Origin of the sequence: Synechococcus sp. O70.2 (genome assembly GCF_047462135.1) — a bacterium.
Taxonomy (GTDB): domain Bacteria; phylum Cyanobacteriota; class Cyanobacteriia; order Thermostichales; family Thermostichaceae; genus Thermostichus.
The window spans coordinates 176,347-202,690 of the sequence record NZ_JANSIS010000005.1 but is presented as its reverse complement, the minus strand read 5'-3'; the positions used below and the strand labels follow the sequence as shown (position 1 = coordinate 202,690).

The following is a 26,344-nucleotide window of genomic DNA, read 5'->3' as shown; positions in this document are numbered from 1 at the left end:
GAAGCAGAGCCGTTGCATGAGTTCTAAGGCCCAAGCAGACTTGTGGCTGGCTGCCGTGCTGGGCAACACCCACGTGCGCTGGGGCTGGTTTGCCGGAGAGACCCTAATCAAAGTAGAGCAGTTTCCCACCCACCAGCCCTTGGCCTGGCCAGAAGAGACGGAGCTGTGGCTAGCTGCTGTCGGCTCTGCCCCTTTGCCGCCGGCATCTCCTTGGGTGCATTGCCTTGAACTCTCCCAGGTGCCGCTGCGGGATCCCTACCCAAGCCTGGGGCTGGATCGGGCACTAGCTCTGTGGGCCGCTGGGATCCGCTACGGCTGGCCCTGTTTGGTCATCGACGCCGGCACTGCTTTAACCCTGACGGGAGCTGACCCTGAGGGATCCCTGGTGGGAGGGGCAATCCTACCTGGCCTAGGGCTGCAGGCGCAAGCCTTGGCCGACCACACCGCCCGACTGCCCAAAGTGCAGTGGGATCCGGCAGATCCCTTGCCCCCCCGCTGGGCCAGGGACACCGTGGCCGCCATCCACAGCGGCATCCTTCATACGCTGCTAGCGGGATTGCGGGAGTTCCTTGCCGACTGGCGCTGCCGCTTTCCCCAAGGCCCGCTGCTGCTGACCGGCGGCGATGGCAAGCTGCTCTACCTCCACCTGCGCCCCCTCGACCCAGAGCTGCGCTGGGATCCTCACCTGGTGTTGTGGGGAATTGCCAGCTGCCGTCAGTTGCACCGCGCCGCCCAGCAGTTGCCTAGGGCAGAATAAAGCTATCAGCACAGGGGGATTTTCAACGGGATCCCATGGCCAACGGCAACACCTTCGGCGTCCTGTTTTCTGTCACCACCTACGGGGAGTCCCACGGTGGGGCGGTGGGGGTGGTGGTGGACGGCTGCCCACCGCGGCTGCCCCTGAGCGAGGCCGACATTCAGGCAGAGCTGGATCGGCGCCGTCCCGGCCAGAGCCACATCACAACTCCCCGCCAGGAAGCCGATCGCTGCGAGATCCTCTCCGGCGTTTTTCAGGGCTTTACCCTGGGCACGCCCATCCACATCCTGGTGCGCAACCAGGACGCCCGCCCCCAGGACTACAGCGAAATGGCCACCACCTTTCGCCCTTCCCATGCCGATGCTACCTACCAGGCCAAGTACGGCATCCGCAACTGGCAGGGGGGAGGACGGGCCTCAGCGCGGGAGACCATTGGCCGGGTGGCTGCCGGAGCCATTGCCAAGAAGATCCTGCGCCTGGCGGCAGGGGTGGAGATCCTGGCCTACGTGCAACGGGTCAAAGACGTGGAGGCCCAGGTGGATCCCAGCTCAGTAACAGCCGAGCAGGTGGAAGCCAACATTGTCCGCTGCCCCGACCCACAAGCAGCGGCGGCCATGATCCAGAAAATTGAAGCAGCAGCACGGGAAGGGGATTCCCTGGGGGGAGTGGTGGAGTGCGTGGCCCGCCATGTGCCCCGCGGCCTGGGCTGCCCGGTGTTTGACAAATTGGAAGCCGACCTGGCCAAGGCGGTGATGTCCCTGCCCGCCAGCAAGGGGTTTGAGATTGGGTCGGGATTTGCCGGCACCTACCTGACCGGCAAGCAGCACAACGACGAGTTTTACATGACTCCCAGCGGCTGGCGCACCCGCAGCAACCGCTCCGGCGGCATCCAAGGGGGCATTAGCAATGGCGAAGACATCGTCCTCCGGGTGGCCTTCAAGCCCACTGCCACCATTCGCCAGCCCCAAAACACCGTTACCCTCGACGGCCGGGAGACTGTCTTGGCGGCGCGGGGACGCCACGATCCCTGTGTCTTGCCGCGGGCAGTGCCGATGGTGGAGGCGATGGTAGCCATAGTTCTCTGCGACCATCTGCTGCGCCACCACGCCCAGTGCGGATCCCTGGTCTTGCCGGAGGTGCCCCTTCCTGTCACCGCCGCTTCCCAAGGCTAGGAGTTGCCAGCCATGGCCAAGACCAAAACCGTCTGGGAGTGCAGCCAGTGCGGCGAGCGCTATCCTAAGTTTTTTGGCCGCTGCGACAACTGTGGCGCCTGGAACACGCTGACGGAGGTAGTCGTCACCCCCTCCCCCAAGTCTAGGCCCCTGCAGCGTCTTGTTCCCCCGCCTAGCCGCACCAACGGGATCCCCCAGTTAGCCCTCCCCATCACCCAGGTGTGCTCGGATCGCCACCCTCGCCTTTCCTCCGGCCTTGGCGAGTTTGATCGGGTGCTGGGGGGTGGCATTGTGCCGGGATCCCTGGTGCTCATCGGCGGGGAGCCAGGCATTGGCAAGAGCACCCTCCTGCTGCAGACTGCCGCGCATCTAGCCAAGCACAAGCCCACCCTGTATGTGTCGGGGGAGGAGTCAGCCCAACAGATCAAGCTGCGCGCCGAGCGGCTGGGGGTAGAAAGCGAGCAGCTCTACCTCTTGGCCGAGACCGAGCTGGAGGCCATTGTGGCCGAGATCCAGGCCCTACAGCCGCAGGTGGCGATCATCGACAGCATTCAGGCCATCTTCTGGGGGCAGCTCAGCTCAGCGCCGGGATCCGTTTCCCAGGTGCGGGAATGCGCCGGCCTGTTGATGCGAGTGGCCAAGAAGCTGGGGGTGGCCCTGCTCATCGTTGGCCATGTAACCAAGGATGGATCCCTGGCCGGGCCCAAGGTGTTGGAGCACCTGGTGGATACAGTTTTGTACTTTGAGGGGGATCGCTTCCAGAGCCACCGCCTGTTGCGCGCCGTCAAAAATCGCTTTGGGGCAGCTCAGGAAATTGGCGTTTTCGAGATGACTGCCTCTGGCTTGGTGGAGGTGGACAATCCCTCGCAGCTTTTTTTAAGCAGTCGGGATCAGGTTACGCCGGGAACAGCTACTATCGTCGCCTGGGAGGGCACTCGCCCCTTGGTGGTAGAGGTGCAAGCCCTAGTCAGCCCCACCAGCTACAGCTCCCCCCGCCGCACTGCTACGGGCATCGAGCTCAACCGCTTCCTACAGATCTTGGCAGTGCTGGAAAAACGGGTAGGGATCCCGCTTTCCAAGTACGATGCCTACGTCGCCTCCGCCGGGGGCATCCAGGTGTCCGAGCCCGCTACCGACTTGGGGGTGGCCGTGGCGGTGGCCGCTAGCTTCCGGGATCGCCAGGTGGATCCCTTCACGGTCTTGATTGGGGAGGTGGGGTTAGGGGGGCAGGTGCGCCCGGTGGCCCAGTTGGAGCAGCGCCTCAAGGAAGCGAGCAAGCTGGGCTTCCGCCACGCCATCATCCCCAACAGCCCCGTCTTGGCCGATGCGGGCCTGCGCCTGAGCCGAGTGCAGCGGCTGCTGGAGGCTTTGCTGGTAGCTCTGCCTAGCTCCGAGTCCGAAGCCCCACCTTGCCTTGTTGCTGAAGCCAGCTATGGGAGAACGTCCTAGAATGGGGGTTTACGAACGGCAACCGGATCCCTGGGCAGGCGGGCACACTATTAGCGTTGGCGAGGGATCGAGCTATAGCGCTGGTAGCCCTGTTTCTCTTCGTGGTGGACCTCATCGTCTCCAGCGTGAACGCCTAGGGGCAGAGCGATAGCTGCTCTTCCTAGGAAATCTGACCAAGAGGCTCCGCGCTAGCGGCATGTGGGTGACTGCCCTATCGCTGTAGGGGGCAAAGCCGCCCTGGGGCAGGTGGCCAGGGGGCAGGGCTTTGGATCCAGTTTTTTGGTAGAATTCGGTAGCCCCTTGCGGCTGACGGGATCTAGAGAGCGGCGATCCGCAAGGTCGGCTGACTAGAAGGGTTGCAGGGTGAGGTCAACTCGTGCGCATTGCGGTTGATGCCATGGGGGGCGACTACGCTCCCGCCGAGATTGTCAAGGGTGCCCTACTGGCCCAGCAGCAGCTGCAATTGGAGATTGCGCTGGTAGGTCGGCTAGAGGCCCTCGAGCCTTTTTTACCCCGGCCCCTGCCGCCTAAGGTTACCCTTGTGCCTGCCGAGGAAGAGGTGGGCATGGCCGAAGAGCCTCTGGCGGTGCGCAGAAAGCCGAAAGCCTCCATCAATGTTTGCATGCAGCAGGTGCGCGCTGGGCAGGCGGATGCAGTGGTAGCTGCCGGCAACACGGGTGCAGCAATGGCGGCCGCTTATCTCCACTTGGGTCGCTTGGCAGGGATTGACCGCCCAGCCATCGCTGCCCTTTTGCCTACCCTCAAGGGAAAGCCGGTGCTGTTGCTGGATGTGGGTGCCAACGTGGACTGCCGGCCACGCTTTTTGGAACAGTTTGCCCGCATGGGATCCCTCTACTGCCAGTGCGTCCTGGGGATTGAGAAGCCGCGGGTCGGCCTGCTCAACATCGGCGAGGAACCCAACAAGGGCAACGATCTAGCCCTAGCCACCCACCAGCGCCTGGCCCAGTTGCCAGGGATCCACTTTGCCGGCAATGCGGAGGGGCGAGACGTGTTGACCGGGGACTTTGACGTGGTGGTCTGCGACGGCTTTGTCGGCAACGCCCTGCTCAAGTTTGCTGAGAGCGTCGGCCAGGTGATCACTCAGGTGCTGCGGGAAGAGCTGCCCCGGGGCTGGCGCGGCAAGCTGGGTTGCTGGCTGCTCCAGCCTAACCTCCAGCAGGTAAAGCGGCGCATGGACTACGTGGAGTATGGGGGCGCCTTGCTGCTGGGGGTTAACGGCATCTGCGTCATTACCCACGGCAGCTCCAAGGCGCCAATGGTGTACCACGCCATTCGTCTAGCCAAAGAGGCGGCAGAGCAGAAAGTCTTGCAGCGACTGCAGGCGGAAATGGTTGACCCTCGCGAACCTGAAGCCAGCACCGAGCAGCGCCCTGGGAACACCTCCGGTCCCTTGCCGTTGGGATCCCTGGAGCGAGGGGAAGGGTAGGGCCCATGCCCAACAACCGCCTCCCCAGCGTACACCTTGTGGGGGTAGGGGCTGCCCTTCCGGATCCCTGCCTGAGCAACGATGACCTGAGCCAGATTGTTGCCACTTCTGATGAGTGGATTTGGCCTCGCACCGGCATTCGCCAGCGGCGCATTCTGCCCCCGGAGCTGAGTGTAGTGGATCTGGCGGCCCAGGCGGCAAGAGCTGCTCTGGATCAAGCTGGGATCCTGCCGCAGGAGCTCGACTTACTTCTGCTAGCCACTTCCACCGCTGTCGATCGCTTTGGCTCGGCCCCGCGGGTGCAGGCAGCCCTGGGGGCAAGTCGGGCAGTGGCCTTTGACCTAACGGCAGCTTGTACGGGGTTTGTGTTTGCGGTGGCCACAGCGGCCCAGTTTCTGCAAACTGGGCTGTACCGGCGGGCGCTGGTGGTGGCAGCCGATGTGCTCTCTCGCGCCGTCGACTGGACAGACCGCGCCACCTGCGTTTTGTTTGGGGATGGAGCGGGGGCAGTGGTGCTGGAAGTGGGAGAGGTGGGAGCCGATGGGATCCTCAGCATTGAGCTGCGCAGCGATGGCAAGGGCAGCGAGCTACTTAGCTTGGCCATGGCCACCGAAGCTAAGCCCCTGGTGGGATCCCTGCGGGTGGGGCAGTACCGCTGTTGCCCCATCGTCATGAACGGCCGCGAGGTCTATAAGTTTGCCGTCCAGGCGGTGCCAGAGGTTATCGAGAAAGCCCTCCTTCAGGCTGGGATTCCAGCCGAGGCAGTCCAGGGCTACTTCATCCACCAGGCCAACCAGCGCATCCTCGATGCCGTGGCCAAGCGCTTGCAGCTGCAGACGCAGCAAGTGGCCAGCGTCCTGGAGCGCTACGGCAACACCTCCGGCGCCTCGATCCCCATTGCTCTAGCCGAATGGATTGGTCAAGGGCGGTTTGGCCATGGGGATCTGGGGGTGATGGCGGGCTTTGGCGCTGGCCTCACCTGGGGAGCCATTGTCTTTCGCTGGGGCCGATGAGCTCGGGAGGGGTGGTGATGACCATTGCCTGGATCTATCCTGGCCAGGGATCCCAAGTGGTGGGCATGGGAAGGGATCTCCAAGACTGGCCAGGAGCTGCCCAGAAGTTGGCTTTGGCGCGGGAGGTGCTGGGGTGGGATCCCTTGGCCCTTTCCGAAGAGCAGATCCACCAGACCCGCTATACGCAGCCGGCCTTGTTTACCGTGTCGGCCCTCTTGAGTGACTACCTCTATGCCCAGGGCCAGACGCCTGGCTGCACTGCTGGCCACAGCCTGGGGGAGTACAGTGCCCTCTATGCCGCTGGAGTGTTTGATTTTGAAACCGGCCTGCGGCTGGTGAGCCTACGAGGCCAACTGATGGAGCGGGCAGGGGATCCCCCTGGCAGCATGGCAGCGGTGATTGGGTTTGATCGCACCAAGCTGGAGCACCTCTGCCAGATGACCCCCAACGTTACCATTGCCAACGACAACAGCCCGGAGCAGGTGGTAATCAGCGGCTCGGTGGAGGGGGTGCAGGCTGTCTGTGAGCAGTTGCAGGCCAAGCGCACCGTTCCCCTCAAAGTCAGCGGCGCCTTCCACTCCCCTTTTATGCAGGCAGCAGCAGAAAAGTTTGCCCACCGGTTGCGGGAAGTTGAGTTTCAGAAACCCCGGGTGCCGGTCTATAGCAATTGCACCGCCACGGCCAGCCGCGATCCCCAGGCCCTCAAACAGGCGCTGCTGGCCCAGATGACAGCCCCTGTGCGGTGGCGAGAAACGGTGCTGCAGATGGCTGCCGACGGCGTTCAAGAGGTGTGGGAAATTGGCCCTGGCAACGTGCTGACGGGCCTGGTGAAGCGGACAGCGCCCAGCTTGCGACGGCGCAACATCAGCAGCCTCAGCGACTACCCAGCGGGCAGCTAGAGCCCAAAGCGTTGGGATAGAGGCGGCTACTTCCGTGCTATGTGTAGTCGAGGGGGGCTTGGGGGCAACCATGGCGGCCAACTCCATTCGCTTTGGCACCGACGGCTGGCGAGCAGTCATTGCCGAGGGCTTTACGTTTCAGAACTTGGCCCTTGCCGCCCAAGCCAGCGCCCAGGTGTTGGCCCGCACCTATCCTGGCGAAGGGATCCTCATTGGCTACGACAACCGTTTTCTCTCTGAACGCTTTGCGGCCCACGCAGCTGAGGTGGTGGCTCGACTGGGGATCCCCGTCTACCTCTCCGCCTGTGCGGCCCCAACGCCGGCCTTTAGTTGGGGAGCCAAAGAGCAGGGCTGCCATGGCGCCCTGGTAATTACCGCCAGCCACAACCCGCCCCACTATTCCGGCCTTAAGGTCAAAGGTGGCTTTGGCGGCTCTGTGCCCCCGGAGGTCACCGCTGCCATTGAGCAGGAGCTGGGCAGCCTGCAGACCCTGGGATCCACCCGCGCCCCTATTCACACCTGGGATCCCTGGCCCGGCTACCTGGCTCAGCTTAGTCGCTTTGTGGATCTAGAAAAGCTTAGAAGCTCCCCAGCCAAGATCTGGGTGGATGTCATGTTTGGTTCCGGCGCCGGTGGCCTCAAGCGGCTGCTGGGGGAGAAGGTGATTGAATTGCAGGCGCGGCGGGATCCCTTGTTTGGCGGAGTCTCACCGGAGCCGCTGCCGCAAAACCTGCAGGCTTCTGCCCAGCTCATTGCCGCCGATCCTGCCCCCTTGAAAATCGGCTTGGTCTTCGATGGCGACGCCGACCGCATTGCTGCCCTCGACGGACAAGGCCATTTTCTCAGCCCCCAGGTGCTCATCCCCATCCTCATCGACCACTTGGCAGGGCGGCGCGGGCTGCGGGGGGAAGTCGTCAAAACCCTCAGTGGCTCGGAGCTGTTTGTCAAGGTGGCCGGGCGCTATGGCCTGCCGGTTACGGAAACACCCGTGGGCTTCAAGTACATTGCCGAGCGCATGCTGAGCACCCAGGTGTTGTTGGGGGGAGAGGAATCGGGTGGCATTGGCTACCTGGGCCACATCCCCGAGCGGGATGCCCTGCTTTCGGCGCTGTACTTGATCGAAGCCGTTACCGAAACCGGGCAAGACCTGAGCGCCCTCTACAGAGCTTTGCAGGAACGAGAGGGGTTTAGCTCGGTTTACCAGCGCCGCGACCTGCCCCTAGGGGGTCAAAGTCAACAAACCCAGCTATTCCAACGGCTGCAGAGGGATCCCCCGTCTGAGATTTTGGGACAGAAGGTGATCAAGCATTTCGACAAAGACGGCCACAAGTTTACGCTTGCCGACGGCAGTTGGGTGATGATCCGCGGCAGCGGCACTGAGCCTCTGCTGCGGCTGTATGCGGAAGCCCAAACCGCGGAAGCAGTGAACCATCTTTTGGATTGGGCGGCTGGGCTGCTCAGCAAAAAGGTGGGAGAAAACTGAGGCCTCCCACCATCTCTACTTCTGCGCAATAGTGGCTCAGAGTTCGCGCCACTGTTTTAAGAAGTTGCTTCTGTTGTCTTGGCTTTGGCTCGGTCAAAAGTGCCTGGCGGCTCGTAGACAAATTCAAACAGGTTGCCATCGGGATCCTTGCCATAGAAGGAGGCGGTACCGTCTCGGTGGGTGTGGATCTCGCCCACCGGGATCCCCTCTGCTTGCAGGCGCCGATGGTGCTCCTCCAGCTCCTCCCTAGTGCTGAAGACAAAGCCAAAGTGGGGCCCTGCCGCCCGGTAGCCTGGACCCAACAGCGCCAGCCCGTCGTCCCCAGCTTTCATGTAGGCCCAGTCGGGATCCTTCCAGACATTGACCATCCCCAACTTTTCGTAGAACTCTACCGCTTTGGAGACGTCTCCGACACGGATGGCAACATGTCCCAGTTGCCTAAGTGCCATATCCTCCTCCCTGCTCAATCCCTATAGCCCAGCATAGCCTGCGCAGGGGATCCCCTTCTCCCCAGGAACGGGGAACTTTGTGTGATACAGAGCTAACCTTGCTCCTATGCAGACAACCGGCGCTTATCCCATTGGCTGCTTGGCCAAGAAGCGCTCTAGTTCGTCTAAGGCCTCTGCATCCATCTTGGTTTGCATGGGGCAGAACTTAGGCCCGCACATCGAGCAAAACTCTGCCGTTTTGTAGATATCTGCCGGCAAGGTCTCGTCGTGGTATTCGCGAGCTCGCTCTGGATCTAGGGACAACTCAAATTGTCGATTCCAATCAAAGTTATAGCGGGCTCTAGCCATCTCATCGTCGCGATCCCTGGCCCCAGGCCGATGGCGGGCAATATCCGCAGCATGAGCAGCAATTTTGTAGGCAATGAGGCCATTGCGCACGTCCTCTGCATTGGGTAAACCCAAGTGTTCTTTGGGGGTGACGTAGCAAAGCATTGCCGCCCCATACCAACCGGCCAAGGCCGCCCCAATAGCAGAGCTGATGTGGTCGTAGCCAGCAGCAATATCAGTAACCAAAGGTCCCAAGACGTAGAAGGGAGCCTCGTCGCATTCCTCCATTTGCTTGCGCACGTTAAACTCAATTTGATCCATCGGCACGTGCCCTGGCCCTTCCACCATCACCTGCACATCGTGTTCCCAGGCCATGCGGGTCAACTGGCCCAGGGTTTTTAGCTCGGCCATCTGGGCCTCGTCAGAGGCATCGTGCAAGCATCCCGGTCGCAGGGCATCGCCCAGGCTAAAGGAAACGTCGTATTTCTTGAAGATCTCGATGATGTCGCGGAAGCGGGTATAAAGCGGATTTTGCTTGTGGTGGACCAACATCCAACGGGCTAGGATCCCGCCGCCGCGAGAAACAATGCCCGTTAGCCGGTTGCGCACCAGCGGCAAATGTTGAATGAGGATCCCAGCATGGATGGTCATGTAGTCCACCCCTTGCTGAGCCTGCTTTTCGATAATGTGCAAAATATCCTCTTCTGAAAGCTTTTCGACATTGCCATGGACGCTTTCTAGAGCTTGGTAGATAGGTACCGTGCCGACAGGAATTGGCGAGGCTTGGATAATGGCCGTGCGAATTTCATCCAAATTGCCGCCGCCGGTAGACAGATCCATAACCGTGTCGGCGCCGTATTTGATGGCCAACTTTAGCTTTTCCAGTTCCTCAGCCAAGCTGGAAGAGGTGGGGGAAGCGCCGATGTTGACGTTGACTTTGCAGCGGGAAGCAATCCCAATGCACATCGGCTCGAGGTTGGTGTGGTTGATGTTGGCGGGGATGATCATGCGACCCCGAGCTACTTCCGAGCGGATAAGTTCCGGGGGCAGCTGCTCCCGGCGAGCCACATACTCCATCTCTTCGGTAATGATGCCCTGGCGGGCATAGTGCATCTGAGTAACGTTTGCTTGCCCACGACGGCGGGCCACCCATTCGCTGCGCATGGCCTAACTCCGGTGCTTGCTTGCCTACGCTGGTACGAATCAGATCAGGTTCTGAGGAGGGGAGCCCCCAGATACCTCTAGCGTGCTGTGATCCTATCACCGAATTTTGGGACTTTCCGAAATCTAACAAAGGCTCAGAGGGAACGTTGAGGCCAACGGGCTATTGCGCAGAGGAACTCTCGCTTGGCTCCGGCAGGTAGAGTCGGTCTTCTGAGGCATCGTATTCAAAGAGCTCTGCATAGCGGCCCCAGTCAATGGCGGTGGCAAACTGCCGCTCGGCCTCTTCATGCGGGAAATGCTCGTCCCAGAGATCCAAGAAGAAGTCCGCCCGCATGGAGCGGCTGTTTTTTTCTTCCAGAGTCTGCAGGATGCTGCGGAACACGGGCACCCGTGCCAGTAGCTGTTGCCGGAAGAGATCCTTGCTGCGCAGGATGGTGGTGTTGGCAAAGTCTTGGCCAATCTCGGTGAGTTGGACCACCCTGCCGGTTACCTCGGCAAAGCCCAACAGCACTGCTGCATCCAGAATCGGCAGCAGGTCGTCTACGGCCAGTTGCAGCCGTTCAGCCAGCTCGGCAATTTCCACCCGTGCCTGCGGCCATTCCACAATGAGCTCCAGCAGACCGCTGATGCCGCCCACCCGCGCGTGGGGTAGAGGCAAGGCGTAGGGGGAGGGGGCCCTGGGGACAGCCACCTCACTGGTTACCGGGATCTCCGGATTGGTCATGATCTCGTAGATGTAGTCCACCAGGGACTTAAATCGGGGATCCGTACGTTCATGGGGTCGCGGCAGGTCGATTTTCACCTCTCCCCGGATCCGCCCTGGCTTGGAGCCCAGGATCACTACCCGATCCGCCAAAAACACCGCCTCTTCGATGTTGTGGGTCACGATGAGAATGCTCTGGGAAGGGAAGGCGTGGGTGTTCCACAGCTCGTCGATCTCCCCCCGCAGGTTCTCCGCTGTCAGCACGTCCAGGGCGCTGAAGGGCTCGTCCATGAAAAGCACCTTCGGCTCCAAGACAAAGGCGCGGGCAAAGCCCACTCGCTGCTTCATGCCCCCCGAGAGTTCCTTGGGGTAGGCATTCTCAAATCCATCCAGCCCCACCAGGTCGATGGCCTTGAGAGCCTTTTGCCGCCGGATCTCGCGCGGGATCCCTTGCGCTTTTAGCCCCAGCTCCACATTTTCTTGTACTGTCAGCCACGGCAGAAGGGCAAAGCTTTGAAACACCATGGCCACGTCGGGGTTGGGGCCGCGCAGGGGTCGGCCATTGCTCCACACCTGCCCTTGGCTAGGGGGGATCAAGCCTGCCATGATGCGCAGCAGGGTACTCTTGCCGCTGCCGCTGCGCCCCAGCAGGGCCAAGACTTCCCCTGCCCGCACCTCCAAATCAATCTGGCTTAAGACTGTAAACTCTCCCTTGCCCTCGGGCAAAGGAAAGCGCTTGTAGACGTTCTCAACCTTAATCAAAACAGGGGAAGTTGCCGAGCTCATAGATTGATAAAGACTAAAGGTGATATTTTTCCTCTGCCAATTGATACAACCGCCGCCAGAAGAGGCGATTGATGCCTACCACAAACAGACTCATCATGCCAATGCCCAAGGTAATGCGGGGCCAATCTCCCCCTGCGGTTGCTTCGGCAATGTAGGTGCCTAGGCCCGTAGCTTTTAGAGTTGTCGCTCCCCAGGTTACGATCTCGGAGACAATGCTGGCATTCCAAGCACCGCCGCTAGCTGTTATTCCTCCAGTGACCCAGGCGGAGAAGATCCCTGGGATGATCAGCTTTTGCCAGAGCTTCCATCCCCGCAGACCCAAATTCATAGCCATTTCTCGCAAATCGGTGGGGATGCTCTGGGCGCCGGCAATGGAGTTGAAGAGAATGTACCACTGCGCTCCCAGAGACATCAGCAAAATGCTGCCCCACTCAATGCTGATCTGGGCGCGGATGAAAAGCAATGTGGCAAAGGGAAAAAGAAAATTGGCCGGAAAAGCTGCTAGAAACTGCACCACTGGCTGCAGCAGCTTCGCTAGGCGTGGATTAAAGCCAATGGCCACCCCAATTGGCGTCCAGACCACAGTGGCTAAAGCCAAGAGCACGCTAACCCGCAGCAGCGTGAGGATCCCCAGGCCAAAGACTAGCATCACCTCCCCAAAGCCGACGGTGGTGGATACGAAATAGACAATCCAAACCCCAAGGCCGCCAATAGCCAACCAGGAGAGCCGGGTCAATAGCCGCTCACGGCGCCGCTCAGCCTCGGGGCTGAGGGGATCTCCCCAGCGGGGGCGGGTCAGGTAAGCCAACAGCCGATCCACCCCCTCTGCCAAAGGGGAAAACCCCCTGCCAATGAGCCGCGGGATCCGGGCGGTGGTGAGCAGATCATACAGCCAGGACTCCGGCACAGCCGCCCCAGCGCTCTGTTCCAGGCGAAACTTGTCTGACCAAGCAACCAGAGGCCGCCAGAAGAGCTGATCCACCAGCAGGATCACCACTGCCATGGTTAGGATCGCCCACCCCAGCTTGGGCAAGTCCTCGGCTTGAATGGCGGCTTCCACGTAGGATCCCAGGCCCGGCAGCGTATACTCCTGGTTGAGCACGCTAATGGCCTCGCTAGCGGCCACAAAGAACCACCCCCCGCCAAAGCTCATCATGGCGTTCCAGATGAGACCGACCATTGCCGCCGGCAGCTCCAACTGGGTAAAGCGCTGCCAGCCTGAGAGACGATACAGGGTAGCAGCTTCCACGAGCTCTTGCGGCAAAGTGCGCAGGGACTGGTAGAAGGAAAAGGTCATGTTCCAGACCTGGCTGGTGAAGATGGCAAAGATAGAAGCCGCCTCCAGTCCCAGCAAGCTGCCAGGAAAAAGGGCAATGAAGCCAGTGACAGTAATGGAGAGGAACCCCAACACCGGCACTGATTGCAGGATGTCTAGCAAGGGGATCAAAATTCGCTCTGCCCAGCGACTTTTCGCAGCCACGTACCCGTAGATCAGGGTGAAAAGAGTGGAGAAGGCGAGGGCAATGAACATGCGCAAGGTGGAGCGGGCGGCATAGTAGGGCAGCTTGCGCGGATCCAAGTCGATTCGGGGCACCACGGCTGGCGGCTGAAACTGCTCAAAAGCCCCTGCCCCCACCTGGGCCACTACCGCCAGGAGAACCAACGTGCCGAGAATGATGGCTCCATCGGCAGCCCCTGCTGGCAGCCGTCGAAGCACCTCCGGCGAAGGAAAAGTCCGCATCTCCCTCGAGGCAGCCTACGCCAGCACCCAGTGTACACCTTCCCGCCTAGCCAGAGCGGGAAGCTACCTGACTGGGAGTCTAGTGGCGAAGCTTGGGGCGGAAGAGGTGGGCGTGGTCAGGGCTGTAGAGCCGCGAGCGAGCCAAGCCACCTCCTGCCAGACCCCGCAGCACTGGGCTGATGAGATAGAGCACCGTGCGCTCTAGGCCAGCTTGCCGGCTAAGGGCAGCCATCTCCGCCAGGGATCCCAGCCAGATCTGCTCGTCCGGCCACCCCAAACGGTAGCAAATGGCAACGGGGGTATCGGCGGGATAGTGGGCTAGGAGATCCGCCTGGGCCTGTTCCACGTGGCGAGCGCTCAGGTACAGACACAAAGAGGCGCGGTGAGCCGCTAGACTGGCTAAAGCTTCTGCTTCCGGCACGCGCGTTCGACCGCTGGCACGGGTGAGGATGATGGTCTGCACCACTTCCGGCACCGTCAGCTCTACCCCTAAACGAGCCGCTGCTAGCTGAAAGGCGCTCACCCCTGGCACGATCTCAAAGGGGATCCCTGCCTCAGCCAACCGAACCAGCAGCTCGTGTAGAGCGCCGTAAAGACAGGGATCCCCATCCTGCAGCCGCACCACCCGCAGCCCTGCCTTGACCCGTTCCACAATTTGCGGCAGCAACGTCTCTAGGGTAAGGGAGCGCGTGTCGATGGCCTCAACCCCAGGGCGACAGTGGGCCAGCATTCCCTCTGGCACCAAAGATCCGGCGTAGAAGACTACATCTGCTTGCGAGAGGACTCTCTGGCCGCGCAGGGTTATGAGCTCTGGATCCCCGGGGCCAGCGCCAACAATGTAAACAGGCCAGTAGGGCGAAGGTGACTTGGGCATTGACTCTCTTTCTTTACTCTCGCAGCGTGCCTCCTAACAGTAGGAGCTAGGAGGCTGGAACGAGACGCTGCTGGAGGATTTGGGCTGCCAGCAGCATATCCAAGGGAGTGGTCAGCTTGAGATTGGACTCCTCCCCTTCCACGATGTAAACCGGCCAACCCAGCTTCTCGAATAGAGCCGCATCATCAGTTACCTGCCAACCTTGGGCCAGGGCCTCCCGATGGGCTTGCCACAGCAACGGCAGGCGAAAGCCCTGGGGCGTTTGCGCTGCCCACAGTCGACTGCGCTCTGGCGTCGCTTGGATTTGGATCCCCTTGGGGCCGCTCTCGGTCACTTTAATCGTGTCTTTGACAGGGATCGCCGCAATCAAGCCATCCACTTGCTGTAGGGCAGCGCTGCAGCGATCAAAGAGCGCCGGCGTAGCCAGGCAGCGGGCCCCATCGTGGATCAGCACCCGTTCTACCGTTCCCAGGCTATAGAGATACTCAACTCCCCTGTAAACCGACTCCTGCCGCGTGGCTCCTCCCACCAGCAGCTGTACTGGCTTGGCCGGAGCAACTGCCGCTACGATGGCCTCGATGGCTGGCCAGTCGGGGGGCTGGCAGAGAATGCCAATCCACTCAATGGAGCAGGCCCGAGCGGCAGCTTCCAGCGTCCAAGCCAAAATTGGCCGGCCCAAAAGCGGCAACAGCAGCTTGTTGACTGTCGCCCCCATCCGCTTGCCACTGCCGGCCGCCGGGATCAAGAGGTGCATGAAGCTGCAAGAACATCCAGCCGCTTTCCAGTTTAAAGTAAGGGGGGGCCCGCTTGGCCCCCTTCAGGATTGCCGGCACAGCAACCCTCGGCCCCGCCTCAAGACTGCTCCAAGTTGGCTGCAGCGCTGACAAAATCCGGGTAGGCCACGTTACCGTGCTCGCCCACATCCAAGCCGGCCAGCTCCTCTTCGGCACTGGTGCGCAGGCCAACGGTTGCCTTGAGGATCAAAAACAGGATCAAGCAGGTGATAAAGGGCCAGAAGAAATAGGCTAGAGCCCCCACGACCTGCACCCCAAATTGCGCCCAGGTCACTCCTGACTCGGCATGGGCAAACCAAGGGATCCCTGCCGCCAACAGCCCCCAGATGCCACAGGTACCGTGTACTGAAATGGCGCCCACCGGGTCGTCAACTTTCAGCACCGTATCCAAGATCACCACCGAGATCACCACCAGAATCCCGGCAACCGACCCAATGATCAAAGCTCCCAGCGGGTGGACGGTGTTGCAAGGAGCGGTGATCCCTACCAAGCCGGCCAGTACCCCGTTAGCGGCAAAGGTCATGTCTGGCTTGCCAAAATGCACCCAGCAGGTGATCATCGCGCCAATGGCTCCTGCCGAAGCTGCCAGCAGCGTGTTCATAGCGATCCAGCCAACATCAGGGCTGGCAGCAGTGGTCGAGCCAGCGTTGAATCCAATCCAACCCAAGGTGAGGATGAACACCCCCAGCATCCCCAGGGGCAGGTTGTGCCCAGGAATTGCCCGCGGCTCCCCGTCAGGGCCATACTTGCCAATGCGAGGGCCAACCACCATTGCCCCGGCCAATGCGGCAGCGCCTCCCACCAAGTGCACCACCCCTGACCCGGCAAAGTCGATAAAGCCCAGGTTTTCCAACCAGCCCTTGGTGCCGCCGTTGTAGTCGCCGAACAGGCCATTCCAGGCCCAGCTCCCCGAGATGGGGTAGATCAGCCCAGAGATGACGACAGAGTAGATGAGGTAGGCCACGAACTTGGTGCGCTCCGCCATGGCCCCGGAAACGATGGTGGTAGCGGTGGCGGCAAAGACCATCTGAAAGACGAAGAACGTAAAAGTCCAGTCCCCTGCTTCGTGGGCTTGCTGCCAGCTAAAAGCAAACCAGCTCCTGCCGACGAAGCCGCCACTCTGGCCAAACATCAGGCCAAACCCAATGCACCAGAAGGCGCAGCAGCCCATGCAGAAGTCCATTAGGTTTTTCATCATGATGTTGGCAGCATTTTTGGAGCGGGTAAAGCCCGTCTCCACCATAGCAAAGCCAGCTTGCATGAAGAACACTAAGGCTGCCCCCACCAGTGTCCAGATGGTGTCGGCGTTTTTCTGGACAGCTTCGGCATCCTGAGCGAAGGCGCTCTCCTGACCAAGTAGAAAAACCAGGGAAATCGTCAGCGCAGCAGCTAAGCCCCACTGGGCTGGTCGCCAGAGCCGCTGCACTACTTGGCCTTTGAGCCTTTGGATCATCATTGTAGACATGTTTTTCGACTCACCTAGCAAGACGGTACTTTTGGCAACGCCATTACAACGAAAAGATACGCCCTGCCACCTCCAAAGCCAAGATGAGGCTGAGGTGAGAGACTGCAAAAACAGCTCCTTCACAGGGCGTCTTGGTTCAGTTCACCGGTGCGGATGCGGATGGTTTTCTCGACGGGGCTGATGAAAATCTTGCCGTCCCCAATTTCGCCCGTGCGAGCTGCTGCAATTAGCTTCTCCACCACCGTATCCACCAGGTCATCCTCGACCACGATCTCCACCTTTAGCTTCTGCAGGAACTCGACGGTGTACTCGGATCCCCGATAGCGCTCAGTCTGTCCTTTCTGCCGACCAAACCCCCGCACCTCGGTTACGGTCATGCCGACAATTCCGGCATTAACCAGGGCTACCTTCACCTCATCAAGCTTGAAGGGCCGAATGATAGCTTCAATCTTCTTCATTTGCTTTCTCTGCCCCAGATAGCTCGGCTCACTTTTAGCATCGCTATCCCCCGCAAGTTGTAACTTCAGATACAGTCTTGTGACGGCGAGAGGAGCTTCCCTCTGGGACTATTAGACGAAGGCTGAGTCCTGGAGGAAGCCAGCTTGGCTGTAACGAGAGCCACCGCCAGCCACCACAGCATCTGCACCTGAGGGCGGTACCAGATGGTGTCCACCAGCCCGTGGGCCATCATGCCAGTGCAAGCCGCTAAGCCTGCGGCCACCCACAGGCCCTCGGGATCCCGGGAGCTAAGCAACCTGTTCCAGCATCTCCAGCCGTGATCCCAGAGCACCAGCAAAAACCAGGCAAAAGCCAGGGATCCAAGAAAGCCAGTCTCCACGGTAAGTTGCAGCGGCACGGAATAGGCCCCGAGGGCGCTGAAGTTGCCCCGCTGGTAGAGGGGATAGACGCGGCTAAAGGCAACATTGCCCGGGCCGATCCCCAAGATGGGAAAGTCGCGGATCATGTCCAACACTGCCGCCCAGACGTTGAGACGAAAATTGTTGCTGGTATCCAGCCTTCCCCAAAAGAGACTCCGAACCCTTAGCCGCAGGGGGCGTACCGTCAAGATCGCAAGCAGCAGCGCAGCTGCGCCCCCTCCCAACAAGGTCGGCACTGTCCATCGTCGCCAGCGGGCCGGCAGGCGGGGGGTATGCCATTGCGCCAGCAGCACCGCCATCATTCCCAGCGCTGCTAGGCCGCCAATCCAGGCGCCGCGACTGTAGGTCAGGACCAAGCAGAGGAGGTTGACGGCTGTTGTAAAGCCAACTAGGAGCTTTACTCCCCAGCCTGGCCAGAGGAAAACTGCGGCCAGACCTAGAGGAACAAGCGGAACCAGGTAGCCCCCATACAGATTGGGGTTGCGCAGATAGCTGTACACCCGCGTCAGGCCCGCCAAGCCCGACTCCGGATCTACCCAGGTGGCCAGTTCTGCTGCCCCGTAAAAGTATTGCCGCAGGCCATAGACCCCCATCGCCAAGCTGACCAAAAGCAGGGATCCGACAATCCAATCCCGGAACTGGGGCTTGCGCAGCAGACGATGCAACAACAAATAGCCGGCTAGGTAAAGTGTCAGTTTCAGCCAGCCCTCCCGTGCTGCGTAGGAAACCGGGGAGAGAATGGTTGCCAAGGTAGCAATTCCCCAGAAAAGGCCCAGGGGCAGGTGCAGCGGCAGACCCATCGGCATTTCCACCAAAGCGCCCAGGCCCACCAGAGCGGCCATGGCCAGCAAAATTAGCCCCAGGATGCCAGTGGAGCTCTGCGCAGAAAAGACCCAGTAGAGCAACACCAGCCCCAAGCCAAGCCAGTCGCCAGCTTGGACAAGTAAGCTACCTTGGCCCCAGTTTCTTAAGGATCCCAACAGGCCGCCCAGAAAGCTGCCCTGCCACCAGGACTCGATGGGAAAATCCCGCAGCAGCAGAGCTTGCCACGGTTGCCTTGCTTGTTCCACAGCGCTTCTCCTGCCCGCTAGGCGCCTCCTCTTCTTTTCCAAAGTCTATATCCCCAACGGCCAGGGGCAGGAAACCAAAGGCCAAAGGCTAGCTTCTTGTGCTTGGTTGGGAGCTCTCCACCTCTTCAGAGTTTAGAGGCGCCGCTCCCGACTGACCTGCGTTGAAGGCTTGGGAATTGCAGTAGTGAATTTGCACGCGGGTGGGCCGTCCTAAAGCCAGAGCGGATCCCAGGCAGCGGGCCAAAACTTGGACTTTGAACTCCAGTTCGCCCCTGCTGTCCATTGCTTGTAATCCTCCCTCGGATCCCATCTCTCAGGATTAATTTAGGAAAAGATTGATGACGGTTCTTCAGTGGGAATACAGAATTTGCCCACCTAGGGAAAAGGTAAAGATCTGCAAAGCTGACACCTCGTTCCAGAGAGGGAAGAAGCTTGAACTTGGCCAGGCTTTCTCTGGGAGGTTTCGGACAAAGCATGATTTAGGTAAAATAAAGCCTAGAGAAACTACGGAAAAGGGCAGTATGCCCGTTTACCTTTACTGGGGGGATGACAGCTATCGCTTGATGCAGGCGGTGCAAGAGCTGCGCGATCAAGTGCTGGATCCCAACTGGTCAGCCTTTAACTACGATCGCCTGCCTCCGGAAGCCACGCTTGCTGGTCTCAACCAAGCCATGACGCCGCCTCTGGGATCCAATGCCCGCTTGGTTTGGCTGGAAGAGACAACGCTTACCCAGCATTGCCCGGAAGAGCTATCCAAAGAACTGGAGCGGACGTTAGCCTATTTGCCTCCCACCACCCATTTGCTCTTGACCACTAGCAGCAAGCCGGATGGGCGGCTCAAATCTACCCAGCTCCTAAAAAAAGTGGCCATTGTCCGCGAGTTTTCCCAACTGGCTCCCTGGGATGAAGAGGGCATTCTCAAGCAGGTACACAGCGAGGCCCAGCAGCGGGATCTCAAGCTCAGCCCAGAGGCAGCCCAGAAGTTAGCTGAGGCGGTGGGCAACGATAGTCGCCGATTGGCAATGGAATTGGAAAAGCTGGCTTTGTTTACGGCAGGCCAACGGGATCCCATCTCCCCTGAGCAAATCGAGGCCCTGGTTCCGGCTAGCGCCTACAGCAGCTTTCAACTGGCCGCCTCCCTGCGCCAGGGCAACTTGGATCGGGCCCTGCAGATCCTGACCCATCTGCTGGATGCCAACGAGCCAGCCCTGAAGATTCTAGCGGTTTTGGTGGGCCAATTCCGCACCTGGCTTTGGGTAAAGCTGCTGCTTGAAGAAGGAGAACGGGATCCCAAAGTCATCGCCCAAAAAGCAGAGATCGCCAATCCCAACCGGGTTTACTTCTTACAGAAAGAGGTGGGATCCCTAAAAAGCTCGACGCTGCTGGGGGTGATGGAGCAACTTTTACAACTGGAATATCAGCTCAAGCAAGGTCAGCCAGAGCGAGAAGTGTTTCAAGAGGCTCTGATTCAGATCGTGGCTATTCTCCAGAAATCTTGAACTTCTCCGCCCTTGTTGCTCAGTCTAGGGACAGTTCTGACAATTCTCTGAGCTTCGGTACTCAAAGCAGATAGAGCAGGATAAATAGCACAATCCACACCCCATCCACAAAGTGCCAATAGATCTCAGCGGCCTCGACGCCAAAGTGATGTTGGGCACTGTAGTGCCCTGGCTTCAGGGATCGCCAAAGCACCGCCAAAATAAACAGCAACCCTGCTGCCACGTGCAGCCCGTGAAACCCGGTCAAGACATAGAAGGCGCTGGCAAACAAATTGGTGGTGAGGCCAAACTCCAGGTGGCTGTACTCGTAGAGCTGCCCAGCCAGGAAGATGGCACCCATCAGGGCAGTGAGAGCAAACCACAGTCTCAGGCCCTTGACATCATCGGCCTTGATGGCCAACCCGGCTTTGTGAATAACCAAGCTGCTGGATAGCAAAATCACCGTGTTGATGCTGGGCAAAAGCAACTCCAACTCCGGCGTCCCTTCCGGTGGCCAGACTGGGGCGGTAAGGCTGTAGGCCAAGTAGGCCATGAACAGGCCCAAGAATAGACAGCCTTCCGCTACCAGGAACATCAATAGACCAAAAACGCGATGATCTGGGTGCTCAGCATGAGCGGCGTGAGCCTGAGGGTGACCGAGCATCACAGCATCAGAACTGAGGGATCCTTGCATATTCTTGCCCAATCAAACCGTTCGCGTTAGCGGGACGTAGTCCTTTTCTTGAATTCCTCCCAAGACCATGGGGGCAGGCCAGCCGAGAATACCCACCCAGCAAGCCACTAAGAAGAGGTAGTCTCCGCTTCTGCCAACGCCAGCTCCCGCAAGCTCTTCAACTGGGCAGCAAAGTAATCCAGGGTTTCCTTGCTGTGCAGGCCGTAGTCGTAGGGACCAGTCAGCAGAACGGGATCCCCGTAGAAGTTGTGGGGGGGCGGTGGGGAAGAGGTCGTCCACTCCAGCGTCAAGGCCTGCCAGGGGTTGTCTCCGGCCTTGGGACCGGCCACCCAGGAGTAGATGGCGTTAACCAAGAAGGGCAGCGTGGAAATGGCAAGAATAAAGGCCCCCACGGAGCTAATCCAGTTGAGGTCGGCAAATTGGGGATCGTACTGGGCCACGCGGCGGGGCATCCCCATCAGGCCCAGCTTGTGCATTGGCAAAAAGCACATGTTGAAGCCGACAAAGGTTAGCGCAAAATGCACCCGCCCCCAAAACTCGTTCAGCAGCCGCCCGGTCATCTTGGGGAACCAGTGGTAGATGCCGGCATAGATCCCGAACACGCTGCCACCAAACAACACGTAGTGCAGGTGGGCCACCACAAAGTAGGTATCGTGGACGTGAATATCCAGGGGAACTGAAGCGAGGATAATGCCGCTCAACCCCCCAATGACAAACATCGAGATAAAGCCAAGGCTAAACAGCATGGCCGACCGGAAGTGGATTTTGCCGCCCCACAAAGTAGCTAGCCAACTAAACACCTTGATCCCCGTGGGAACAGCAACGGACATAGTGGCAATCATGAAGAACACTCGCATCCAGTCTGGCGTGCCGCTGGTAAACATGTGGTGCGCCCAGACGATCAACCCCAAAAAGCAAATGGCCAAGCTGGAATAGGCGATGGCCTTGTAGGCAAAGATGGGCTTGCGGGCATGCACCGGCAAAATCTCGGAGATGATGCCGAAGACCGGCAAGATCATGATGTAAACCGCCGGGTGGGAGTAAAACCAGAACATGTGCTGGTACACCACCGGATCCCCGCCACCGCTGGGGTTAAAAAAGGACGTGCCCGCCAACAGGTCAAAACTCAGCAAGATCAACGCGCCAGCCAAAACCGGTGTTGCAATGAGGGTGAGAACAGACGCTGCTAGCATGGCCCAGCAAAACAGCGGCATGTCCTGCATCCTCATGCCGGGCATGCGCATTTTCAGGATGGTGGTGATGAAGTTAACTGCGCCTAGGATTGAAGACGTCCCCGCCAGCAAGATACTCAGGATCCAGAGCTCTTCCCCCACCTTGCCGCTAACTAAACTCAGGGGCGGGTAGGAAGTCCAGCCAGCAGATGGGGGTTCTAGAAACAAGCTAGCCAAGAGCAAGATCCCAGTAGGCGGAACCAGCCAAAAGGCCACTGCATTGAGCTTGGGAAAGGCCATGTCCCGCGCCCCAATCATCAGCGGCACGAGGTAATTGCCGAAGCCCCCCACCAAAGCCGGCACAATCCACAAAAAGATCATGATCGTGGCGTGCAGGGTAAAGGCGCCATTGTACCGCTCAAAGCCAAGAAAGTCCGCCTCTGGGGTAGCCAGCTCGGCTCGTACTGCTACAGCCAGCGCTCCCCCCACCAAGTAGAAGAAAAAGGTGGTCACCAAATACTGGATCCCGATGACCTTGTGATCCGTGGAGAAGGTCAAGAAGCGCCACCAAGGTTCTGCAGGCGGATCCAGGCTGCTCCTGGGGGCAGCAACGAGGCTAGGATTGTCCTGTAGCTGAGTCATTGCAAAAAAGCTCCTAGTTTCAGCCTGTTCCCGTTCGCGTCAGCGGGACGGAGTCCTTGTGGAGTTTGAGAGAGGTCAAATCCGCAGGCGAGACCCCCAAACGCTGGTGGTGGACTTGGGCAAAAGCCGAAGCAGCCGCAGGGGAATCAGCCGGAGGGTGATGATGGGTGGTAGGAGAGTCTGCAGCAAGAGCTAGGGCACTGCTATCGCCGCGAGCGGCTAAAAGTTGCTCCTGCTGCCAGTGCTCGAAGTCTTCTGGTCTTTCCACAATCAATTGCGTAGCCATCACCCCGTGGTAGGGGCCGCACAGCTCCGCACAAATGATGGGGTAAGTCCCCAACTGGGTAGGCACAAACTCCAGGTGGGTCTCTCGGCCTGGAATGAGATCCTGCTTTAGGCGAAATTGCGGCACCCAGAAGGCATGGTTGACATCAAGGGCCGTCATATTCAAGCGCACCCGCCTGTTGAGGGGAAGGTGCAGCTCACTAGTCACCAAGCCCGATCCATAGGTAAACAGCCAACCGTATTGCATGCCCTGCACCTGAACCACCAGATCCGGCTGGCCCATCTCTTTCCCAGGTAGCACCACAGGGGTATAGGCATAGCCCGGCTCCCCTGCCTTGGCTTCCTCGGAAGAGCCCATCCCCATGGCCGCGTGCATATGCCCGCCCACATTGGTGCCTCCGTAAATAGCCTGGTAGACATCTATGCTGGCTAGGCCCAACCAAAGGATGATCAGAGCCGGCACTGCTGTCCACACGATCTCCAACAGCACATTGCCGTGACTGGGATCCCCGTCGCCGTGCTCCCCCCGTCGCTTGCGGTAGCGGATGACACAGTAGAGGAGCACCCCTTCCACCACCAGAAAGATGCCGGTGGCGATGGTGATGGTGCTGTTGAAGAGGCTATCGAAGAGGGGAGCTGAGTTGGCTGCCGCTTCGGGGAGGAGATGGTGATTCTGGCCATACCAGAGGCTGGCTAGGGCTAACAGAACCCCAATCCCCACCAAAAGGATATTTTTGAGGGCACTCACAGCTGCTTTTCCCCCTGCTACTGCCTGCCCACTCCAGCAGATTCTGTCAGCAGAGCCAGAGCAGGCTTGTACTCATTTCCATTCAACTTGCAGGAGCTGGAGAGAAGTGTCTGTCCTTAGGGATCTTTTCGGGATCTCGGTCGGAGCGCCGGATCCCTAGCTTCACAGCGGCCGTCTACTGAGGAAGCGTAGCTCAGCACAAAGAAATTCTTAAAAAGCCTTTGCCAACCGCAAAGCCGCATTTAGAATCCGTTGCAGAAAGACCTGCCTTTTACTTAGTGCAGAGTGTTGGCCTCTTTCCATAGGCAGGCTTGATTGAAGTATTTTTTCAACTGCAATGGACCCCTCAATTCCTCGATCTCGCCTCCTCTCTTCTTGTCCCGTTCGCGCCAGCGGGCCGGAGGCCTTTCCCTTGCCAGGGAGGGAGCTTTCTCTGCGCATGGGGCGAGCTCTGCTGGGTCTAGCAGCGGCCACTTGGCTGTTGATGGGGCTAGGCAGTGCGACTCGAGTTATGAATGCTGGACTTGCCTGTCCAGACTGGCCTCTCTGCTATGGGGAGCTGCTGCCCACCGAGCAGATGAACCTGCAAGTGTTTCTGGAGTGGTTTCACCGCCTGGTGGCTGCTGGTGTGGGCTTGGCCACGCTGGTGCTAGTGGGGTTTGCCTGGCTGAAGCGCAAGGCCTTGCCCAATTGGCTGCCCTGGGGTCTGAGCTGGGCTTTTGTCTTGGTCGTGGCCCAAGGGATCCTGGGCGGGCTGACAGTGACGGAGCTGTTGCGTTTTGACATTGTGACGGCTCACCTGGGCACGGGCCTGCTATTTTTTGCCACGCTGCTCACCCTCGGGTTGCTCGTTTTGCCGCGCTTTGCTTCTTCCATTCGCGCTAGCGGGCCGGAGGCCTTGGAGGGGAGAGCTGCAGTTGGCTATTTGCCTTGGCTGGGTTTGGTGGCGGTGTTGCTGGTGTATGTCCAGAGTCTGCTGGGGGCCTTGGTGGCCTCGCGATGGGCTTTGCACCAGTGCTTGGCTGCGGGCGAGTTGTGTGGGGTCATGAACAGCCACTTGCTGGGAGTAGCTCCAGCCACGCTAGCGGTGGTGGGGGTGGCGGCGGCCACAGGTCGGCGGCGGGTCCCAAAGATTCTCAAGCTGCTGGGCTATGGGTCGGTGGGGCTTTTGCTCGCCCAGGTGGGGGTTGGTGTTCTCACCTATCGCTACCGGCTGCAGGTGGAGCCCTTGACGGTAGCCCACCAGATGGTTGGGGCAGCTTTGCTGGGGTGTTTGCTGGGTTTTACGGTGCTGGCCTGGCGCCTGCGCAACAGTGCCCCTAGGCAGGGAGAAGACAGGGCTGGCACTCAGCCAGGGGCCGCGGCTGTAGCAATGACTGGTGAGTAGTTCCATGGCAGAGATCCTTCAAAGCTACCGCCCAGCCGCTTGCCATTCGCGCCAGCGGGCCGGAGGCCTTAACGCCACGCCAGGGGCTAGTCAGTGCCCAAGCCTAGGCCAACTTTTGCGCAGCTATAGCCAGTTGGTGAAGCCGAAGATCATCGCCTTGCTGTTGGTGACCACGGCTGGCGCCATGTGGATGGCAGGCAATACGGATCCGTTCAAGTTTGGCGTCACCCTCCTAGGGGGTGGGATGGCGGCAGCAGCAGCCAATGTCCTCAACATGGTGTACGACGCCGATATCGACCGGCTGATGGAGCGAACCTGCCACCGTCCTCTGCCTGCTGGCCGCATTCAGGCGCGCCACGCTCTGGTGTTTGCCGGGATCCTTACCCTGGTCTCCTTCAGCTTACTGGCCTATTTCACCAACCTCCTGGCCGCTGGTCTGGCCATGGCAGGGATCCTAGTGTACGTAGGGGTCTATACCCACTGGCTGAAGCGCTCCAGCCCCCAGAACATCGTGATCGGCGGAGCTGCGGGGGCGATCCCGCCTTTGGTGGGCTGGGCAGCAGCTACGGGCAAGCTGAGCTGGGCCGCCTGGGTGATGTTTGCCATCATCTTTCTGTGGACCCCGCCCCACTTCTGGGCTTTGGCGATTCTAAAGCAAGAAGACTATGCCCGCGCCGGCGTGCCCATGCTGCCGGTGGTAGCAGGAGAAAGGCCAACTGCCGCTCAAATTCTTCTCTACGCGCTGCTGGTGGTTCCGGTTAGCTTGTTGTTGGTCTACCCCTTGCACGTACTGGGATCCTTGTACCTAAGCGCGGCAGTGCTGCTGGGATCCCTTTTGGTTTGGAAAGCCATGCAGCTGTTGCGGAGGCCGCAGGATCGGGAGCGGGCAGCCTCTCTCTTCACCTTTGCCAACCTCTACTTGCTGCTGTTGTGCGGCGCCATGGGCTTGGACAGGTGGTCGTTGACCCACGCCCTCTGGGAGCAAGCCCTTGCCTCCCTCCAGGGGATCTATGCCCCTCTAGTGGCGCTGGCCGGCCAGCTTGTAGAAGGGGGATCCCTGGGTTGACAACTCACCGATTACCCTAGTTGGCTCAGCCGGCAGCATTGTGGGGCTTGCGAAAAACTGTTCTATTGCCCACCCTTGTTTTGCGATACTGCTTGCTACGGGTGGGTATGTTTGAGAGCAACAGCACGATAGCGATGCAGCCTCTGGTCAAAGGGCGGCCTCAACGTCTTCCCGGCCAGCCAAGCTTATCAGGGTTCCGCCTCTCCTGGGGCCTCCTAGTCAACTTGCTCTGGGCTCTGCCTGCCCTTGCCCAAGCAGAAGTGCCTGACTCTGCCCCCTCCCTCCTCTTAGATAGCCGAGCCATCCGCACTCCCAACCTGCCTCCCACCCTCTCTGTTCCTCCCGGAGCCCGCCCTGCTACTCCCCCCCCAGTCCCGCAGGGGGCCACCAGAGCGGAAGAA

23 protein-coding genes are annotated in these 26,344 nt (G+C 59.9%); 10 read left to right on the top strand and 13 right to left on the bottom strand.

What is annotated here, in order from left to right:
- Window positions 1–16 precede the first annotated feature (16 nt).
- From NW812_RS07630 to NW812_RS07600, 7 genes are all read left to right on the top strand, one after another.
- A complete protein-coding gene (locus NW812_RS07630; RefSeq protein ID WP_414395540.1) occupies window positions 17–757 on the top strand; it encodes a pantothenate kinase in 741 nt (246 codons plus the stop codon).
- Between the two features lie 35 nt (window positions 758–792).
- The gene (gene aroC / locus NW812_RS07625) at window positions 793–1,929 is read left to right on the top strand and encodes a chorismate synthase (RefSeq protein WP_414395538.1); all 1,137 of its coding nucleotides are present in this window, start codon (window positions 793–795) and stop codon (window positions 1,927–1,929) included.
- A gap of 12 nt (window positions 1,930–1,941) precedes the next feature.
- Window positions 1,942–3,378, top strand: coding sequence for a DNA repair protein RadA (radA, locus tag NW812_RS07620; protein WP_414395536.1), 1,437 nt, complete (start codon window positions 1,942–1,944; stop codon window positions 3,376–3,378).
- A 376-nt stretch (window positions 3,379–3,754) separates the two neighbouring features.
- Entirely contained in the window at window positions 3,755–4,825 is a 1,071-nt protein-coding gene (gene plsX, locus NW812_RS07615; protein WP_414395534.1) for a phosphate acyltransferase PlsX, read from the top strand.
- A 5-nt stretch (window positions 4,826–4,830) separates the two neighbouring features.
- Window positions 4,831–5,838: a beta-ketoacyl-ACP synthase III gene (locus tag NW812_RS07610; protein ID WP_414395532.1), complete on the top strand. Its 1,008-nt coding sequence runs from the start codon at window positions 4,831–4,833 to the stop codon at window positions 5,836–5,838.
- 17 nt (window positions 5,839–5,855) lie between these two features.
- The gene (gene fabD, locus NW812_RS07605) at window positions 5,856–6,737 is read left to right on the top strand and encodes an ACP S-malonyltransferase (RefSeq protein ID WP_414395576.1); all 882 of its coding nucleotides are present in this window, start codon (window positions 5,856–5,858) and stop codon (window positions 6,735–6,737) included.
- 70 nt (window positions 6,738–6,807) lie between these two features.
- Window positions 6,808–8,220 carry a phosphoglucomutase/phosphomannomutase family protein gene (locus NW812_RS07600; protein WP_414395530.1) on the top strand — a complete coding sequence of 471 codons (1,413 nt, stop codon included), beginning with the start codon at window positions 6,808–6,810 and terminating at the stop codon, window positions 8,218–8,220.
- Between the two features lie 56 nt (window positions 8,221–8,276).
- Here the strand turns inward: NW812_RS07600 and NW812_RS07595 are convergent, their stop codons facing one another.
- The 10 genes from NW812_RS07595 to NW812_RS07550 form a co-directional block, all read right to left on the bottom strand.
- Window positions 8,277–8,669, bottom strand: a complete 393-nt coding sequence (locus NW812_RS07595) for a VOC family protein (protein WP_414395528.1) — start codon at window positions 8,667–8,669, stop codon at window positions 8,277–8,279.
- A 123-nt stretch (window positions 8,670–8,792) separates the two neighbouring features.
- Window positions 8,793–10,160 (bottom strand): phosphomethylpyrimidine synthase, encoded by a 1,368-nt coding sequence (gene thiC, locus NW812_RS07590; RefSeq protein WP_414395526.1) that lies wholly within the window; start codon window positions 10,158–10,160, stop codon window positions 8,793–8,795.
- A 160-nt stretch (window positions 10,161–10,320) separates the two neighbouring features.
- The gene (locus tag NW812_RS07585; RefSeq protein ID WP_414395524.1) at window positions 10,321–11,649 is read right to left on the bottom strand and encodes a nitrate/sulfonate/bicarbonate ABC transporter ATP-binding protein; all 1,329 of its coding nucleotides are present in this window, start codon (window positions 11,647–11,649) and stop codon (window positions 10,321–10,323) included.
- 13 nt (window positions 11,650–11,662) lie between these two features.
- Complete coding sequence (locus NW812_RS07580) at window positions 11,663–13,390, bottom strand: ABC transporter permease (protein WP_414395522.1); 1,728 nt, start codon at window positions 13,388–13,390, stop codon at window positions 11,663–11,665.
- 79 nt (window positions 13,391–13,469) lie between these two features.
- The gene (cobM, locus tag NW812_RS07575; protein ID WP_414395520.1) at window positions 13,470–14,264 is read right to left on the bottom strand and encodes a precorrin-4 C(11)-methyltransferase; all 795 of its coding nucleotides are present in this window, start codon (window positions 14,262–14,264) and stop codon (window positions 13,470–13,472) included.
- A 46-nt stretch (window positions 14,265–14,310) separates the two neighbouring features.
- A complete protein-coding gene (gene ispD, locus NW812_RS07570) occupies window positions 14,311–15,018 on the bottom strand; it encodes a 2-C-methyl-D-erythritol 4-phosphate cytidylyltransferase (RefSeq protein WP_414395518.1) in 708 nt (235 codons plus the stop codon).
- 98 nt (window positions 15,019–15,116) lie between these two features.
- The gene (locus NW812_RS07565) at window positions 15,117–16,523 is read right to left on the bottom strand and encodes an ammonium transporter (RefSeq protein ID WP_414395516.1); all 1,407 of its coding nucleotides are present in this window, start codon (window positions 16,521–16,523) and stop codon (window positions 15,117–15,119) included.
- Between the two features lie 119 nt (window positions 16,524–16,642).
- Window positions 16,643–16,981 (bottom strand): P-II family nitrogen regulator, encoded by a 339-nt coding sequence (locus NW812_RS07560; protein WP_414395514.1) that lies wholly within the window; start codon window positions 16,979–16,981, stop codon window positions 16,643–16,645.
- Window positions 16,982–17,046: 65 nt separating this feature from the next.
- Complete coding sequence (locus NW812_RS07555) at window positions 17,047–18,471, bottom strand: IctB family putative bicarbonate transporter (RefSeq protein WP_414395512.1); 1,425 nt, start codon at window positions 18,469–18,471, stop codon at window positions 17,047–17,049.
- An 88-nt stretch (window positions 18,472–18,559) separates the two neighbouring features.
- On the bottom strand, window positions 18,560–18,754 hold the full coding sequence (locus NW812_RS07550; protein WP_414395510.1) for a hypothetical protein: 195 nt from the start codon (window positions 18,752–18,754) through the stop codon (window positions 18,560–18,562).
- A gap of 238 nt (window positions 18,755–18,992) precedes the next feature.
- Here NW812_RS07550 and holA point away from each other — a divergent pair, with 238 nt between their 5' ends.
- Complete coding sequence (gene holA / locus NW812_RS07545) at window positions 18,993–19,970, top strand: DNA polymerase III subunit delta (RefSeq protein WP_414395508.1); 978 nt, start codon at window positions 18,993–18,995, stop codon at window positions 19,968–19,970.
- 61 nt (window positions 19,971–20,031) lie between these two features.
- Here the strand turns inward: holA and NW812_RS07540 are convergent, their stop codons facing one another.
- The 3 genes from NW812_RS07540 to NW812_RS07530 all read right to left on the bottom strand — a co-directional run bounded on the left by NW812_RS07540 (window position 20,032) and on the right by NW812_RS07530 (window position 23,490).
- Window positions 20,032–20,643 (bottom strand): cytochrome c oxidase subunit 3, encoded by a 612-nt coding sequence (locus tag NW812_RS07540; protein WP_414395506.1) that lies wholly within the window; start codon window positions 20,641–20,643, stop codon window positions 20,032–20,034.
- Between the two features lie 107 nt (window positions 20,644–20,750).
- Window positions 20,751–22,457 (bottom strand): cytochrome c oxidase subunit I, encoded by a 1,707-nt coding sequence (gene ctaD, locus NW812_RS07535; protein WP_414395504.1) that lies wholly within the window; start codon window positions 22,455–22,457, stop codon window positions 20,751–20,753.
- A gap of 19 nt (window positions 22,458–22,476) precedes the next feature.
- Window positions 22,477–23,490 (bottom strand): cytochrome c oxidase subunit II, encoded by a 1,014-nt coding sequence (locus tag NW812_RS07530; RefSeq protein WP_414395502.1) that lies wholly within the window; start codon window positions 23,488–23,490, stop codon window positions 22,477–22,479.
- 337 nt (window positions 23,491–23,827) lie between these two features.
- On the opposite strand from NW812_RS07530, the gene NW812_RS07525 reads away from it, so the two are divergent.
- Together NW812_RS07525 and NW812_RS07520 are read left to right on the top strand one after the other, a co-directional pair.
- On the top strand, window positions 23,828–24,877 hold the full coding sequence (locus tag NW812_RS07525; protein ID WP_414395500.1) for a COX15/CtaA family protein: 1,050 nt from the start codon (window positions 23,828–23,830) through the stop codon (window positions 24,875–24,877).
- Between the two features lie 4 nt (window positions 24,878–24,881).
- Entirely contained in the window at window positions 24,882–25,943 is a 1,062-nt protein-coding gene (locus NW812_RS07520) for a heme o synthase (protein ID WP_414395498.1), read from the top strand.
- Window positions 25,944–26,344: the final 401 nt, after the last annotated feature.

What these genes read in the sequence shown, in the direction of transcription:
- NW812_RS07630 (WP_414395540.1), top strand. Translation starts at nt 17, where the DNA reads ATGAGTTCTAAGGCCCAAGCAGACTTGTGGCTGGCTGCCGTGCTGGGC.
- aroC (WP_414395538.1), top strand. Translation starts at nt 793, where the DNA reads ATGGCCAACGGCAACACCTTCGGCGTCCTGTTTTCTGTCACCACCTAC.
- radA (WP_414395536.1), top strand. Translation starts at nt 1,942, where the DNA reads ATGGCCAAGACCAAAACCGTCTGGGAGTGCAGCCAGTGCGGCGAGCGC.
- NW812_RS07610 (WP_414395532.1), top strand. Translation starts at nt 4,831, where the DNA reads ATGCCCAACAACCGCCTCCCCAGCGTACACCTTGTGGGGGTAGGGGCT.
- fabD (WP_414395576.1), top strand. Translation starts at nt 5,856, where the DNA reads ATGACCATTGCCTGGATCTATCCTGGCCAGGGATCCCAAGTGGTGGGC.
- NW812_RS07600 (WP_414395530.1), top strand. Translation starts at nt 6,808, where the DNA reads ATGGCGGCCAACTCCATTCGCTTTGGCACCGACGGCTGGCGAGCAGTC.
- NW812_RS07595 (WP_414395528.1), bottom strand. Translation starts at nt 8,669, where the DNA reads ATGGCACTTAGGCAACTGGGACATGTTGCCATCCGTGTCGGAGACGTC.
- thiC (WP_414395526.1), bottom strand. Translation starts at nt 10,160, where the DNA reads ATGCGCAGCGAATGGGTGGCCCGCCGTCGTGGGCAAGCAAACGTTACT.
- NW812_RS07585 (WP_414395524.1), bottom strand. Translation starts at nt 11,649, where the DNA reads ATGAGCTCGGCAACTTCCCCTGTTTTGATTAAGGTTGAGAACGTCTAC.
- NW812_RS07580 (WP_414395522.1), bottom strand. Translation starts at nt 13,390, where the DNA reads ATGCGGACTTTTCCTTCGCCGGAGGTGCTTCGACGGCTGCCAGCAGGG.
- cobM (WP_414395520.1), bottom strand. Translation starts at nt 14,264, where the DNA reads ATGCCCAAGTCACCTTCGCCCTACTGGCCTGTTTACATTGTTGGCGCT.
- ispD (WP_414395518.1), bottom strand. Translation starts at nt 15,018, where the DNA reads ATGCACCTCTTGATCCCGGCGGCCGGCAGTGGCAAGCGGATGGGGGCG.
- NW812_RS07565 (WP_414395516.1), bottom strand. Translation starts at nt 16,523, where the DNA reads ATGTCTACAATGATGATCCAAAGGCTCAAAGGCCAAGTAGTGCAGCGG.
- NW812_RS07560 (WP_414395514.1), bottom strand. Translation starts at nt 16,981, where the DNA reads ATGAAGAAGATTGAAGCTATCATTCGGCCCTTCAAGCTTGATGAGGTG.
- NW812_RS07550 (WP_414395510.1), bottom strand. Translation starts at nt 18,754, where the DNA reads ATGGACAGCAGGGGCGAACTGGAGTTCAAAGTCCAAGTTTTGGCCCGC.
- holA (WP_414395508.1), top strand. Translation starts at nt 18,993, where the DNA reads ATGCCCGTTTACCTTTACTGGGGGGATGACAGCTATCGCTTGATGCAG.
- NW812_RS07540 (WP_414395506.1), bottom strand. Translation starts at nt 20,643, where the DNA reads ATGCAAGGATCCCTCAGTTCTGATGCTGTGATGCTCGGTCACCCTCAG.
- ctaD (WP_414395504.1), bottom strand. Translation starts at nt 22,457, where the DNA reads ATGACTCAGCTACAGGACAATCCTAGCCTCGTTGCTGCCCCCAGGAGC.
- NW812_RS07525 (WP_414395500.1), top strand. Translation starts at nt 23,828, where the DNA reads ATGGACCCCTCAATTCCTCGATCTCGCCTCCTCTCTTCTTGTCCCGTT.
- NW812_RS07520 (WP_414395498.1), top strand. Translation starts at nt 24,882, where the DNA reads ATGGCAGAGATCCTTCAAAGCTACCGCCCAGCCGCTTGCCATTCGCGC.